Origin of the sequence: Streptomyces sp. TN58, assembly GCF_001941845.1 — a bacterium.
Taxonomy (GTDB): domain Bacteria; phylum Actinomycetota; class Actinomycetes; order Streptomycetales; family Streptomycetaceae; genus Streptomyces.
On the sequence record NZ_CP018870.1, the window covers coordinates 7485164 to 7498462 of the forward strand.

Genomic DNA, 13299 nt, shown 5'->3' on the forward strand with positions numbered 1-13299 from the left:
CTGGAAGCCCGCCTCGCCGACGCTGTGCCGGTACCGGATCACCGGCTTACGAGACACCGGAAGGCAGATGCCGTGCTGAGCACTCCGTACCGTTCCAAGGCCTCCAGGAAAGCGGAGCCGCCTGCCCCGCCTCCGCCTCCGTCCGCCATCCGCTGCCGCGTACGCGTGCCCACCGGCCGCGGCCTGCTGATCGCCGCCGGCGCGGTGTGCGCGGCCCTGACCATGGCCCTGCACACCTGGATCCCGAACGCGGCCGTCAACCTCGGCAGCCTGGTCCAGACCTTCCTGCCCTGGGCCGGCCTGAGCGTCCCCGTCCTCCTCGTGGCGGCGGCGGTACGCCGCTCCCGGCTCGCCGCCGTCGCCGTCCTGGCCCCCGCGACCGTCTGGGCCTGCCTTTTCGGCGGGACCCTCGCCGACAAGCGAACCGAGCGAACCGAGCGAACCGAGCGAACCGAGCGGTCGGAGCGGTCCGGCGGCGGCCACTTCACCGTGGTAAGCCACAACGTGGACGAGGACAACCCCGATCCGGCGCGGACCGCGCGAGCCCTCGCCGCATCGGGCGCGGACGTGCTGGCCCTGCAGGAGATGTCCTCGAAAGCCACGCCCGCCTACGAGCGCGAGCTCGCCGCCGGCTATCCGTACAGCTCCGACACCCTCGGCGTCAGACTGTGGAGCAAGCACCCGCTGAACGGCGTGGAAGCGGTGCCGATCATGCCGTGGACGCGAGCCGTACGAGCCACCGTCGAGACCCCCCACGGCCCCGTCGCGGTCTTCGCCGCCCACCTCGCTTCGGTACGCCTGACCCCCGACGCCGGATTCACCACCGACCGCCGCAACGATGCCGCCCGGAAGCTGGCCGCGGCCGTACGGGCGGAGCCGCTGGCCCGGGTCGTCGTGATGGGTGACTTCAACGGGACGGCGGACGACACGGCTTTGCGACCGGTGACCTCCCAGCTGACCTCCGCACAGCGCGAGGCGGGCGCCGGCTTCGGCTTCACCTGGCCCGCTCCGTTCCCCCTGGTCCGCATCGACCAGATCCTGGTGAAGGGGATGAGCACGACCTCCTCGTGGACCCTCCCCGCTACCGGCAGCGACCACCTCCCCGTCGCGGCCTCCCTCCGGCTGTGACCGCACCACAGACCCCACTGACTAGGATGGACCACACAAATGTCCGTTTCTGAGCAGGTAGGTGGCGTGCCGGCACCCCGGGTCCCAGACCCCGTCAGCGTCCTCGTCGTCGAGGACGACGCCACCATCCGCCGCGCCGTGCAGCTGTCCCTGGAAAGGTACGGCTATCAGGTCGCGGTGGCCGCGAACGGACTCGACGGCCTGGAGGCGTTCCGGGCCGGCAGCCACGACCTGCTGATCCTGGACGTGATGCTGCCCGAACTCGACGGCATCGGCCTGTGCCGCCGCATCCGCGAGCAGAGCCTGGTCCCGGTCCTGATGATGTCCGCGCGCGGAGACGCCCTCGACGTGGTCTCCGGACTGGAGGCGGGCGCCGACGACTACGTCGTCAAACCCGTCGACACCCCCGTCCTCGTCGCCCGCATCCGGACGCTGCTGCGCCGCGCCACCTTCCGCCCCGCCCAACCGCAGACGACTCCGGCGCGCGGGACCGGACCGACGAACCCCGCCCCCGCCTCCGCGCACACCGGGACGACCCGTGCCGAGCTGGTCTTCGGGGACCTGTCCGTGAACACCCTCGGCCTGGAGGTACACCGGGGCGGACAGCCCGTACCGCTGACCCCAACCGAGCTGCGGCTGCTGCTGGAGTTCGCGGCAGCCCCCGGCACCGTACTCGACCGCCGCCGCCTCCTGCGGGACGTGTGGGACTACGGCTGGGAGGGCGACACCCGCGTCGTGGACCTGTGCGTGCTGCGGCTGCGCAAGAAGATCGGAGCCGAGCGGATCGAGACCGTCCGCGGCTTCGGCTACAAACTCGTCCGCGACTGAGGGGCCGTCCCCACCCATGACACTCCTCAACCCGCGCGCCCTGCGCTGGAAGATAGCCGCCCTGACCGCGGCCGCCTGCTGCGCCGTGGCCGCCGTGATCGGCGTCCTCGTCCACCAGGCGATGGCCGACCGAGGTGAACACACCGGGAACGAACGCCTCTCCGCGCGCCTGGCGGCCGCGGAGCGCGAGTACACCCGCACGGGCAGCGCGCCGCTCGAAGTCGAAGTCCTCACCCCGGAGCGGCTCGACGCACCGCTCGCCCGGGCGCTGGCCGCCAAGGACCCGGCCGCTCTGTACGCGACCTGGAACGACCGCAAACCCCCCAACTGGTACTGGATGTGGGCGGCCATGCCCGTCGACGACGGCCGGGTACTCGTCGCCCGGACCGACATGAGCTCCGAGGTACGCGGCCTCCAGCTCCTGGACCGCAGCATCGTCAAAGCCGTGCTCGCCGCCCTCCTGGTCGTCGTACCGCTCGCCGCCCTCGCCACCGAACCGATGAACCGCAGGCTGCGCCGGGGATCCCGCACGGCCCGGGCCATCGCCGACGGCGACCTCGACGCCCGGATCGGACCGGGCGGCCGGGCCCGAGACGAGATCACCGAGATGTCGGCGGCCGTGGACGAGATGGCTGCGGCCCTGCAGCACAAGCTGGAGGGCGAGCGCCGCTTCACCGCCGACGTCGCGCACGAACTGCGCACCCCGCTGATGGGGCTGTCCACCGCAGCCGGTCTCCTCCCCGACGGCGACGAGGCGGCCGAACTCGTCCGGGACCGGGCCCGGGCCCTGAACGGGCTGGTCGAGGACCTCCTGGAAATCTCCCGGCTCGACGCCGGAGCCGAACAGGCCCGGACCGACGCGGTGCCGCTGGATGAACTGGTCACCGACATCGTCCGCCGCACGGGCACACCGACCGCCGTGGCGATCCGTGCCACCCCGATCCTGGAGACCGACCCGCGCCGGGTGGAACGCATCGTGGTCAACCTCGTCACCAACGCACACCGGCACGGAGCCGACCCCGTCCACGTCACCGTGGAGGCCACCGACACCGGCGCGCGCATCCTCGTACGGGACCAGGGCCCCGGCTACCCCACCGCGCTGCTCACCCAAGGCCCACAGCGCTTCCGTACCGGAAGCCCCGAACGGGGGCGCGGACACGGACTCGGCCTGACCATCGCCCTCGGGCAGGCGAAGGTCCTCGGCGCCAGGCTGTCCTTCGCGAACGCTCCGGAGGGGGGCGCGGTCGCCACCCTCGACCTGGACGGCGGACGCGGTTCGTCCGGTGGCTGAAACGGTGTGATGGCCCGTCCCCGGAGCGCGGGCGGAGGCGACCCATGCGCTGTACTCGGCCGGCTGGACGCCGCCCCCAGCGGCGGTCTGCCAGAGGGGTACCGCGATGCGGCATGCGCGCCTGCCCCGCCGGAGTCTCCGGTGGGGCAGGCGGTCGACGGTCACGCCCGCGCGGGCGTGGGCTATGCCTGCCGGCTGGTGTCGATCTCGGAGATCAGGCCCTCGACGAGGGTCCTGATCTCGTCGCGGATGGGGCGGACGGCTTCGACACCCTGGCCGGCGGGGTCTTCGAGCTGCCAGTCGAGGTAGGTCTTGCCGGGGAAGTACGGGCAGGCGTCGCCGCAGCCCATGGTGATGATGTAGTCGGAGGCCTGGGCGGCCTCAGGGGTGAGGACCTTGGGGGTCTGGCCGGAGATGTCGATGCCCAGCTCGGCCATCGCGGCGACCGCGGAGGGGTTGATCCGGTCGCCGGGCATCGATCCGGCAGAGCGGACCTCGACGCGGTCGCCGGCGAGGTGGCGCAGGAACCCGGCCGCCATCTGGGAGCGGCCGGCGTTGTGGATGCAGACGAACAGCACGGACGCGAGCGGGGTGGCGGACATCGGCTCTTCCTTCGGGAGCGGGCGACCGTCGGCACGCCGGGAGGGACGAAAGCCGCGCATCGGCCAGACAGTTCAGCCCAGGCTGATATCAGCCTGGGCTGATATGACAGTATCAGCGCATGCTGACGTCAGTCGACACCGAACTGATCCGGGTGCTGGCCGACCCGCTCCGGCTCAAGATCGTGACTCTCCTCGCGCAGGAGACGCTGTGCACCACCCACCTCGTGGAGGAAACGGGCGCGAAGCAGACGAACCTGTCCAACCACATGAAGGTGCTGCGCGAGGCCGGGGTCGTGGACACGGAGCCGTGCGGGAGGCTCGTCTACTACCGCCTGCGCCCGGACGTACTGGAGGCACTCGCCGGCCAGTTCGCCGGCCTCGCCCGGACCGCACGCGCCACCGCCGAGGCGAACCTCAAGCGGTCCTGCCCCTGACCTCCCGCGTCCTGCCGGCCCTGCCCGAGGAGAACTCCGCCGTGACCGCCACCGAACCCGCCACGAGCGGCGCCATGGCCGCCGCTCCGGCGCCGCAGCCCGCACCGGGCGCGACCCCGCCGCACAAGCCGCTCCGCGCCCGCGCGGCCGCCGAGCTGGTCGGGACCGCCGCTCTGGTCGCGATCGTGGTCGGCTCCGGCATCCAGGCCACCGAGCTGACCGACGACGTCGCGCTGCAGCTGCTGGCCAACTCCACCGCCACCGTCTTCGGCCTCGGCGTCCTGATCGTTCTCCTCGGCCCGGTCTCCGGCGCCCACTTCAACCCCGCGGTCAGCCTCGCCGAGTGGTGGACCGCCCGCCGCGGCGGTCCGGGCGTCACCGGCCGCGACCTCGCCGCCTACATCCCCGCCCAGATCACCGGCGCGATCACGGGCGCCATCGCGGCAGACGCGATGTTCGGGCAGCCGCTGGTGAAGTGGTCCACGCACGAGAGGTCGGCGGGCAACCTCCTGCTGGGCGAAGTAGTGGCCACCGCCGGCCTGGTCCTGCTGATCTTCGGCCTCGCCCACACCGACCGGCTGCGGTTCGCCCCCGCCGCGGTCGCCTCCTACATCGGCGCCGCGTACTGGTTCACCTCCTCCACCTCCTTCGCCAACCCCGCCGTCACCATCGGCCGCGCGTTCACCGACACCTTCGCCGGAATCGCCCCGTCCTCGGTCGCGGGGTTCATCGCCATGCAGCTGCTCGGCGCCGTCGCCGGCCTGGGTCTGGTCGCCCTGATCTTCACCAACACCCAGCAGGACCAGATCGCCGGGGAGCCCTCGCCCCGATGACGCCGCGCACGGACGTGGTGGTGATCGGCGGCGGCAGGCCGGGCTCGCCGCCGGCTACCACCTGCGCCGCCTGGGCATCGAGTACGTCGTCCTGGACGCCCAGCCGACGCCCGGCGGGGCCTGGCAGCACAGTGATCCGCCGAGGATGTCGCCGCCGCGGCACGCGAGCTGGTTCCGGACGGCTTCGACGGGATCGTCGACCTGGCCGGAGGCTCCTCGCTGCGGACGGTCGCTCCGCTGGCCCAGGAGCCCCGCAACGTCATCGCCGTGGGTGATGTGTCTGTCTCCGAGCTCGGTGGGCGTTTCGTCGAGCGCCGCGTCGACCGCGAGAGCCTGGAGCGGTCGGCCCGGCTGGCCCTCGGCGGACTCCTCGCACCCGTCATTACCGCGGTCCATCCGCTCTCCGACGCCCCGACCGCCCTCGCCACCGTCGAGAACGGTCACACCTCGGGGAAGGTTGTCATCAAGGTGGCATGAGAAGTGCCCGGCCGTCTGACGTTGTCGACGGAAGAAGGGCGCGATAAGGGCGGCAACCCGAGGTCACGCGCCGCCTCGGTCAGGGAGCCGGCCGACACTCTGCCGCTGTCCTCGGCGGTCTGAAGCACCAGACCAGCCGCCGACGGCTTCTTGGCCGCACCAATCAAGTCGTACACGTACTGCCGCGTAGGCCGCCGTCATGCCGGTGATGCCCGGGAAATCGGAGGCGCCACTACCCGCGCGTCTCATACCCTCGGCCCGCACCGACCCGTCGAATGTCATCAAGGACTCTGTGAAGCACTCCGATCTCCTCGCCAAGGCCCCTTCGCTCGCGGCCGGCATGGCCGCCGCCGATCACAGCCCGGACGCCCAGCTGTCCCAGACTCGCCACCGCGCCGCGCTCGTGGCGGGCTGGCACATCGCACCCGGCTCAACCGTCCTCGAACTGGGCTGCGGCCAAGGGGACATGACCGCCGTCCTCGCCGAGGCGGTGGGGCCCGAAGGGCGCGTGGTGGCCGTTGACGTGGCCGCCCCCTCCTATGGGGAGCCGGTCACGCTCGGAGAGTCAGCTGCCCGGCTCGCGGCGGGCCCACTGGGGCCACGCATCGACTTCCGCTTCGGCACCGACGTCCTCGACCCGGCAGTCGACTTCCCCGACAGCGCCTTCGACCATGTGGTGCTCGCGCATTGCGCCTGGTACTTCACCTCGCTCGGACAACTGCGCGACACGCTGGCCCGCGTACGGCCGTGGGCACGGCGGCTGTGGTTCACCGAGTGGGACCTGACGCCTGCCTCCGACGACCAGGTGGCGCACCTCCTCGCCGTGCTGATCCAGGGACAGGCCGAAGCCGCGGGATCGCAGGGCCAGGGCAACGTCCGCACCCCCTTCTCCCGCGAGAGCCTGCTGCGGCTCCTGCCTGAGGCCGGCTGGACCGCCGACGGCAGCGAGCCGGTCGATACCCGTGAGCTACAGGACGGCGACTGGGAAATCGCAGCCTGCCTCGACCTGGTGGGAAGCGGCGAGCGCCTGGCCGCGCTGCCCGAGCCGGTGCGACAGCTCGTCCTGAGCCAGGCCGACATCCTCCGGGCCATCGCCGAGCCGCGCGGCAACCGCGCGCTCGCCGCGTATTCGGTCACGGCGCACTGACAGCGCTGCCGGCCGTCGAGTCACATGACCGTGAGTTCTTCGAGGGGCATTGCGTTGAGGTCGTCGTTTGCGGCCTGGGGCCAGAGCGGCGCGAAATTCTGCCCGACCTGCGGGGTCGGGGGGCAGTCGAGGATGCCGCAGAGAGTGGCCTCGGGACGGTAGGTTCATGCCGGAGGTGGCACCGTGATCGCCAGTACGCCAGTCGCCCGATGGACGTGGGGCGACTTCATCGAGGACGTGGACCCGCTGGTTCGGTGCCTCGGAGACCTGATGGCGGCTCGGTCAGTGCTGGCCTCGCATCGGCTCGCGCTCGGCGAATCGACTTCCCGTCTCGCCATCTCCGAGGCCGGCACACAGGCCGGCATGCTGTTCCAAAGCGAACTTTCCGCTGCCGGATCCGTTGAGGAGATGGCCGGCGCGATCAGGGCTGCCATGCGCCCCGGCCGCATCGGATCGGTGGATGCCCGGTGCACCGTGGCCAGCTCTCTGTCTACCGGTCTGGAGGAGGTCCGCACGGAAGACGTGTTCGACCTGACCGCCTTCGTGGACCCCGGCTTCGCCACAGTGGATTTGATCACGTACTCAGATGCCTGGATGCGGTACGACCTCCGAGGACGGGCGCAGTCCGCCGTCTACGAGGCGAACGCGCCTCGTCTGGAGTCCGTGCTCGCGGAACTCACCCATGTGTTGGGCTCAGAGGTGGACCCCGAGGACCCCACCTACTTCGGCACGCCGACGGCGACGGGCGTCGTTGCCCATGTCGACCAGGACGGAACTCCGTCCGATTCCTGGTCTCGGTACGAAGTCGCCCGGCGATACGAGGAATTCACCCACACCCCCGGTTTCGGGCACATCGGATACCGACGCTCGGTGTCGGGCGCGGTCCGGTACGTGCCGGTGACCGACGACCGCGGTGTGCTCGGCTACCTCTGGGCCTCCGAGTCCGAGCCCGCGGCGAGCTTCGAGTCCCTTGACCTCGACGATGACGAGAGGTACAGGACCGCGCTCATGTGGCTGAATCGCCTTCGCTCCGCATCCGATCGGGAGCTGTCGCCCTGCCAAGCCCTGACGGAGCTTACGGGACGATCACTGAGCGACACCGAGGGGCCCGTAAGCCTGGCGGAGCTGCGTGCGCGGGCGGAACACACATGACCGTTTCCGTCCCCCCGAAACACAACTGGGCGGCATGAACATTTAACAGAGAGACAAACCACTCAAGAACCAGAACACGCCCTGAACCTGACTGCAGGCTTGGGTCATCGCTGACCCGTACCGGGAATCGGCCGCGACGGCGGCGTTGCCTGTTACCACGGAGCGATCTTCGGTCTGCGGTGCCACCACCAGTGTGCGGGATCTGCATCTCTGCGCCTGCGCCGCAGCCAGGCGTCCAGTTCCCCGGTGACGTCCTGGGTGGTATACGCCTGGAAACGAGCGTCCAGTGAATTGAGCAGGAACGACAGTTCCTGCCGTGGCCCCTCGGGCATGTCGGCGAGCGCGAGTTGCAGGACATCGCGGTGGTCGAGATCGTTCTCATATTCGCTGAAGAGGTACTGGTCGTCCGGGAGGCGCAGTCCCTCTAGGAACCCGATGAGACGTTCCCAGGCTTGGAATTGATTCTTTAGAGAGTTTGCCGGGGTGATGATAAGGTTTCGGACTTCTGCCCCCAGGTGCATCCATTCGCTTTCGAGCTGCGCTTGATCAAATCGCGAAACTTCCGTAAGGGCCTCTTGGGACAGGTGGTCCCAGTAGTTCTCTGATTCCATGGTTGCCTTACTCGCCATTGATTTGCTCCAGGAAGTGGTCGTAAACTCACCCCGGCCGGAAGGAAGTTCCTGTGCCTCCTTCGCGAATGATCATGGCTTGGGTCTGGTCGTCCCACGACCCCCACGTCCAGCGGGGCGTGCCCGAAGGTGTGTCGCGCATCTTTGTTCCAGGAGTCGCCCCCATGACGTCTTCGCTGTATTCGGCCACATCGTCCGGGTGCACGCCGGGAATAGAGCGTCCAGTTGCGATCATGTCAGCTACCAGCGAGATGTTCCCCTGCTGGTGCTACCGCAACACCGGACGAAACCGCGTCTGGCGGGCCAAGCGCCACCTGCCCGCCGCCCTCGTCCTGGTCTACCTCGCAACCTGGGCCGCGTACACGATCGCGCAACGGCCCCCACTATCCGGACTGGCCGCTTACTGGGCCGGCTTCTTCGAAGGCGTACGCGAGCCGTGCCCACCCAGGCGGCCCATGCAATGGCGCACCGTATAGCGGAGGACCAGGCTCGGCTGCCCCCAGACATCTGACACCCTGAATGCCCGCGGCCCATCTGCACCAGGCCCCGCAGGCCTCCCCAAGGCCCGTGAGTTCACGAATTCTGATACGCCGGCCGCGGACCTGGCTGCGGCTGACCGAGGACGGAGCGGCGGCCTACCTGCGCACCTCGCCGCCCCTACGGCAATCGCGGGCCCACTGCAGTGATGGGCAGGGTGAATGGATGGTCGCGGGCGCGACCAGCCATTCACTTGTGCTCTGGCGTGGGCGGTATTGCGGTCGGACCGCCTCACGACGTGCCCCGCCCGGTGCGTACCTCGTCTCCCCCCGGAATGGTCCGCCGCCGGCGCATCCAAGACCTACACCGCCGACCACAGGCGGCGATCGCGGACACCATCTGACCTAGATGCCACCTACTGTCGTCCACGGCCGGGCACCGGAAGGTTTGCCTGCCGCCCCGAGCGGCGGCGCCCGCCACCCAACGGCCCTACGAAAGGAGTGATGTGACGATTCTGGTCACCGGTGCGACGGGCACCCTGGGGCGCCACCTGGTCGAGCGACTGCGCCGCGCCGGACAGACGGTTCGCGCGCTCACACGCGCCCCGGCCGAGGCGACCGGCCTGCCCGACGGCATCGAAGTGGTGGGCGGCGACCTCACGAAGCCGCAGACACTGGCAGCGGCTCTCGACGGGGTCTCGGCCGTGCACCTGCTCGGAGCCACCGGACACGACCACACCCCGCTGCGCACAGGGCCGCAGATCATGGCGATGGCCGCCGAGGCGGGCGTACGCCGGCTGACGGTCCTGTCGGCTGACGAGGAAGGAGAACTGGGACAGGCTGTGCGGGACAGCGGCCTGGAATGGACGTTCATCTGGCCGATCGACTTCATGTCCAACGCGCTGGGCTGGTCCGAGGCCATCCGCACCGCGGCGGAGGTCCGCGAGCCGTACGCGCATCGCAGGACCGCCTCGGCCGACGAGACGGATGTCGCCGACGTCGTCGCTACGGTGCTCACCGGGGGCGGTCACGCAGGCAGGAGCCTCCTGGTGTCGGGGCCCGAAGCGCTGACGCCGAGTGACAAGGTGTCCGCCATCGCGGCGGCGACGGGCCGTGAGATCCGTTTCACCGAGCTGACCGACGACCAGGCACGCCGGCAATGGCGGGCCGAGGGCTGGCCCGAGGAGGGCATCGAGTTCATGCTGCACATGTGGGCCACCGTGCCCGAGACGGTGGCCGAGGTGACGTCGGTGGTCGAGGACGTGGTCGGCCGTCCACCGCGGACCTTCGCGCAATGGGCCGCCGCACACGCTGACGCATTCCGCCCCTGATACGAAGGAAGGGCTGGACCGCCCTCGGGGCGTACACCCGGAGGTCGGTCATACCAGCCCGAGCGCCTCCGCCTCCGGGTGGCGTCCCAGCGCGGTGAGGGCGTAGATCTGCCCGTTGCGGGCGGCCGTTGCTATGAGGGGCATGTCCGGCCCCGCGCCGCGGGCTGCGATCCGGGCGACGGCCGCGCACTCTGCCTCGCATTCGGCGTACCGGGCAAGTGAGGTCAGCGCCTGCGCGCGGTCCGAGCGCAGTTTGAGGGTCTGCGGGTGTTCGGCGCCGAAGATCCTGCCGGCGACCGGCAGCAGCGCGTCGTATGTGGAGACGGCATCGGCATGGCGGCCCCGAGCGCCCGCAGCGAGCGCGGCAATAGCCAGGGCCAGCGGCGCGTACGTGTCGCTGCGCGACCGGGACCGGGCCGCCACGGAGCGTGCCTCGGCCTCAGCCTCCGCATAACGCCCCGCCTGGTACAGGGCCGTGGCCTGGGTCAAAGGGGTGCGACCGGCTTCGTCTCGGCTGCGCCACCGAAAGAGTTTCATGCCCGGAGCATACGAATGCCGCGCACCCATGAGGCGAGTGTGTCGGTGTGTCGATTCGGCCTTGCAGGAGGGCGGCTCGTGACGCTCAGCCGGGCCAAGTTGAACAATCGCGGGCCAGTGTCAGGACGGTCCTTCTGTGGTCAACACCCAGCTTCCCTAAACCGTTCACACGGATTAAATTCCAGGATAATTCTGAGGTTAAAGAAATGCTAGTGTGGGCGATAGGAGGTGGATGTTATGGCGAGTCAGGAAGAGCTCTTCGAGCTGGTCGACGCCCTGCTTGAGGGTGAGCCCGAGCTGCCGCCGCCAGCGGAGCGGGCCCGGCTTCGGGAGGCGGCCGGGGTGTCGCAGGCGAGGCTGGCGCAGGCGCTGAAGTCGACGACGCAGACGGTGAAGAACTGGGAGAACGGCCGCTCGCAGCCGCGGCCGCCGCGGCTGCAGGCCTACCTGCGGCTGCTGGACGGCTGGGCCGCGAAGTACCCCACCCCCACCCCGGCCCCGGTCACCTCCGCTCCGGCGGCAGCACACGCGCCGAAGACCACCCCCGTCCCACGGGCATTCACCGGCCCGGCTGCCGCAGCGCCGGATCAGAGCGCCCCGCCCGCCCTCGCTGCCCCGCCCGCCCCGGTGGCCGCACCGCCGTCTTCGCCGGCGCGGGCCTCGTCGCGCCCTCCGGCCCGCAAGCGCGTAGTGCCGAACATTGCTGTCGCGCCGTTCCAACACGGCCCGCTCGCCGTCCTGGACGGTGACGGCAGCGCGTACGGCGTCGACGGGATCGTGCTGGACTGCCCGGCCACCACCGTGGTGGAGCTGGTGGAGTGGACGCTGCAGGAGTCCGGTCTGGGCGCCCCGCGCTTGAACCGCAACGGTAAGGACTCCGACCCCCTCATCGTGCTCACCGCGGCGGCGGCCGTGAAGCTGGGACTGCCGAAGCGCCTGGAGGGCACTCAGGAACGCCGGGCACTGCGCCTTGCCGACGACCATACGGTCGTGAAGCAGATCGCCCGCGCGAAGTGGAAGCTCACCAAACGCGGCTTCGGCCCGTGGCCGCGCGTCTACCGCAAGGCCGAGGGCGGCGCGCGGCAGTGCGTGCAACTCGCGGTCCTGTCCTGGGACGCCCTTGATGCCCGGTCCTGGCCCGGGGTCGCCTCGATGGCTCCGGCCGACATCGCCCGCGTGCTGGGTGTGTACGCCCAGCGGGTCATGACTCCGCGCGGGTCGACGGCGGTGACCGGGCTGGAGCTGATGACCGCACTGCGGCCGCCGACCAAGGCCGTCCAGGACCAGGAGAGCGGGAACTGGGTCTCCGGCCACAACCCCGGCTCGCTGGGGACGGAGCCGATGGACCCGGCGCCGCCGGAGGGCCAGCCCGAACACCCCGCAGTCTTCCGCTCCGGCTGGAAGGGCGGCTTCCTGAATGAGGAGGCCTACCAGTGGGTCCGCGACCCCGCCCTCCTCTCCGACACCGAGTGTCTGCTGCCCTACGCGGTCGGCCTCGACCTGAACACCGCCTTCCTCGCCGCGGCCGCGCGCCTGATGGTGGGCCTGTCCGCCCCCGACCACTTCCACGCCCCGGTGTTCAACAAGAAGATCCCCGGCTCCTGGCTCGCCGACCTCTCCCACATCGAACTCGACCCCCGCCTGCCGTCGCCGTTCACCCCCGACGGGACCCGGCCGACTGGACCTGCCTGGTACCAGACCCACACCCTCGCCTACGCCCAGGAACTCGGCCACGACGTCCACCCCGTCGAGGCCTACCTGCGCCGCGAGACCGGCGCCTACCTCGACCCCTGGCACGACCGATTGAAGACCGCCTACCTGGACACCCTCGCCGACCTCGGTGTCACCAAGGACCTGACCGACGCCGACTACCTGGCCGCGATGGAGCACCACCAGCAGACGGACCCCGCCATGGCCGCCGTCCTCGCCGCGATCAAGGCTACGGTCAAGGGAGGCATCGGGAAGCTCTTCGAGAACCCCCAGGGCCGCAACTACCAGGCCGGGGATCCGTGGCCCGCCATGCAGCGCCCGACCTGGCGCCCCGACATCCGCGCCGCCGTCATCTCCAAGGCCCGCGTCAACATGCACCGCAAGCTGAACAACATGGTGAAGCTGACCGGCCTGTACCCCCTCGCCGTGCTCTCCGACTGCGTCGTCTACCCCAGCCCCGGCGCCTCCCCGCTGGACTTCCTGCCCTACGCGGAGTCCGGCAAGCCGCTGATGGGCGGCTTCCGCCTCGGCCCCACCCCCGGCCTGGCCAAACTCGAAGGCGTACGGGAGATGTCCTGGGCGGTGGACCTGATGGAGCAGGGCCTCAACCCCGCCCGCCACATCAAGGGCGGCGACGCCGTCCTCGACGACGGCAAGTAACCCCACACCGACGACAGCGCCCTCCGCAGCTCTGCCAGCGGCTGCGGAGGCATCACCATCCCGT

Annotated in this window: 13 protein-coding genes and 2 pseudogenes; 12 read left to right on the forward strand and 3 right to left on the reverse strand. The window is 70.4% G+C overall.

Going from position 1 to position 13299, the window contains the following annotated elements:
• Positions 1-222: 222 nt before the first annotated feature.
• The 3 genes from BSL84_RS33970 to BSL84_RS33980 are packed head-to-tail and all read left to right on the forward strand — an operon-like array spanning position 223 to position 3247.
• Positions 223-1128, forward strand: coding sequence for an endonuclease/exonuclease/phosphatase family protein (locus tag BSL84_RS33970; RefSeq protein ID WP_045322121.1), 906 nt, complete (start codon positions 223-225; stop codon positions 1126-1128).
• Between the two features lie 39 nt (positions 1129-1167).
• Positions 1168-1956 (forward strand): two-component system response regulator CseB, encoded by a 789-nt coding sequence (gene cseB / locus BSL84_RS33975; protein ID WP_030035770.1) that lies wholly within the window; start codon positions 1168-1170, stop codon positions 1954-1956.
• Positions 1957-1972: 16 nt separating this feature from the next.
• Positions 1973-3247 carry a sensor histidine kinase gene (locus tag BSL84_RS33980; RefSeq protein WP_075969530.1) on the forward strand — a complete coding sequence of 425 codons (1275 nt, stop codon included), beginning with the start codon at positions 1973-1975 and terminating at the stop codon, positions 3245-3247.
• Between the two features lie 182 nt (positions 3248-3429).
• Here the strand turns inward: BSL84_RS33980 and BSL84_RS33985 are convergent, their stop codons facing one another.
• On the reverse strand, positions 3430-3849 hold the full coding sequence (locus tag BSL84_RS33985; protein WP_075969529.1) for an arsenate reductase ArsC: 420 nt from the start codon (positions 3847-3849) through the stop codon (positions 3430-3432).
• A 119-nt stretch (positions 3850-3968) separates the two neighbouring features.
• Here BSL84_RS33985 and BSL84_RS33990 point away from each other — a divergent pair, with 119 nt between their 5' ends.
• The 6 genes and pseudogenes from BSL84_RS33990 (at position 3969) to BSL84_RS34010 (ending at position 7892) form a co-directional block, all read left to right on the forward strand.
• Positions 3969-4283: an ArsR/SmtB family transcription factor gene (locus BSL84_RS33990; RefSeq protein ID WP_030035776.1), complete on the forward strand. Its 315-nt coding sequence runs from the start codon at positions 3969-3971 to the stop codon at positions 4281-4283.
• A 41-nt stretch (positions 4284-4324) separates the two neighbouring features.
• A complete protein-coding gene (locus BSL84_RS33995; RefSeq protein WP_075969528.1) occupies positions 4325-5116 on the forward strand; it encodes an aquaporin in 792 nt (263 codons plus the stop codon).
• Positions 5113-5249, forward strand: a pseudogene (locus BSL84_RS35860) (FAD-dependent oxidoreductase); the annotation flags it as partial. The gene BSL84_RS33995 and the pseudogene BSL84_RS35860, both read left to right, overlap by 4 nt.
• A 68-nt stretch (positions 5250-5317) precedes the next feature.
• Positions 5318-5593 (forward strand): zinc-binding dehydrogenase, encoded by a 276-nt coding sequence (locus tag BSL84_RS34000; RefSeq protein WP_234308410.1) that lies wholly within the window; start codon positions 5318-5320, stop codon positions 5591-5593.
• A gap of 340 nt (positions 5594-5933) precedes the next feature.
• A complete protein-coding gene (locus BSL84_RS34005; RefSeq protein ID WP_045322119.1) occupies positions 5934-6740 on the forward strand; it encodes a class I SAM-dependent methyltransferase in 807 nt (268 codons plus the stop codon).
• 183 nt (positions 6741-6923) lie between these two features.
• Positions 6924-7892 carry a hypothetical protein gene (locus tag BSL84_RS34010; RefSeq protein WP_045322100.1) on the forward strand — a complete coding sequence of 323 codons (969 nt, stop codon included), beginning with the start codon at positions 6924-6926 and terminating at the stop codon, positions 7890-7892.
• A 152-nt stretch (positions 7893-8044) separates the two neighbouring features.
• Here BSL84_RS34010 and BSL84_RS34015 read toward each other — a convergent pair whose 3' ends face one another.
• Positions 8045-8503, reverse strand: coding sequence for a hypothetical protein (locus BSL84_RS34015; RefSeq protein WP_158879954.1), 459 nt, complete (start codon positions 8501-8503; stop codon positions 8045-8047).
• A 287-nt stretch (positions 8504-8790) separates the two neighbouring features.
• Here BSL84_RS34015 and BSL84_RS34020 point away from each other — a divergent pair.
• A pseudogene (locus BSL84_RS34020) lies at positions 8791-8997 on the forward strand (glycosyltransferase family 2 protein); the annotation flags it as partial.
• Between the two features lie 506 nt (positions 8998-9503).
• Complete coding sequence (locus BSL84_RS34025; protein WP_045322098.1) at positions 9504-10328, forward strand: NAD(P)H-binding protein; 825 nt, start codon at positions 9504-9506, stop codon at positions 10326-10328.
• 48 nt (positions 10329-10376) lie between these two features.
• On the opposite strand, the gene BSL84_RS34030 is transcribed toward BSL84_RS34025, so the two are convergent.
• Complete coding sequence (locus BSL84_RS34030) at positions 10377-10865, reverse strand: hypothetical protein (protein ID WP_045322118.1); 489 nt, start codon at positions 10863-10865, stop codon at positions 10377-10379.
• 237 nt (positions 10866-11102) lie between these two features.
• On the opposite strand from BSL84_RS34030, the gene tap reads away from it, so the two are divergent.
• Positions 11103-13235 (forward strand): telomere-associated protein Tap, encoded by a 2133-nt coding sequence (tap, locus tag BSL84_RS34035; protein ID WP_075969527.1) that lies wholly within the window; start codon positions 11103-11105, stop codon positions 13233-13235.
• Positions 13236-13299 lie beyond the last annotated feature (64 nt).

Excerpts from the sequence above, each read along its gene's own strand:
- BSL84_RS33970 (WP_045322121.1), top strand. The coding sequence starts at position 223 with ATGGCCCTGCACACCTGGATCCCGAACGCGGCCGTCAACCTCGGCAGC.
- BSL84_RS34030 (WP_045322118.1), bottom strand. The coding sequence starts at position 10,865 with ATGAAACTCTTTCGGTGGCGCAGCCGAGACGAAGCCGGTCGCACCCCT.
- BSL84_RS33980 (WP_075969530.1), top strand. The coding sequence starts at position 1,973 with ATGACACTCCTCAACCCGCGCGCCCTGCGCTGGAAGATAGCCGCCCTG.
- BSL84_RS34015 (WP_158879954.1), bottom strand. The coding sequence starts at position 8,503 with ATGGAATCAGAGAACTACTGGGACCACCTGTCCCAAGAGGCCCTTACG.
- BSL84_RS33985 (WP_075969529.1), bottom strand. The coding sequence starts at position 3,849 with ATGTCCGCCACCCCGCTCGCGTCCGTGCTGTTCGTCTGCATCCACAAC.
- BSL84_RS34005 (WP_045322119.1), top strand. The coding sequence starts at position 5,934 with ATGGCCGCCGCCGATCACAGCCCGGACGCCCAGCTGTCCCAGACTCGC.
- BSL84_RS33990 (WP_030035776.1), top strand. The coding sequence starts at position 3,969 with ATGCTGACGTCAGTCGACACCGAACTGATCCGGGTGCTGGCCGACCCG.
- cseB (WP_030035770.1), top strand. The coding sequence starts at position 1,168 with ATGTCCGTTTCTGAGCAGGTAGGTGGCGTGCCGGCACCCCGGGTCCCA.
- tap (WP_075969527.1), top strand. The coding sequence starts at position 11,103 with ATGGCGAGTCAGGAAGAGCTCTTCGAGCTGGTCGACGCCCTGCTTGAG.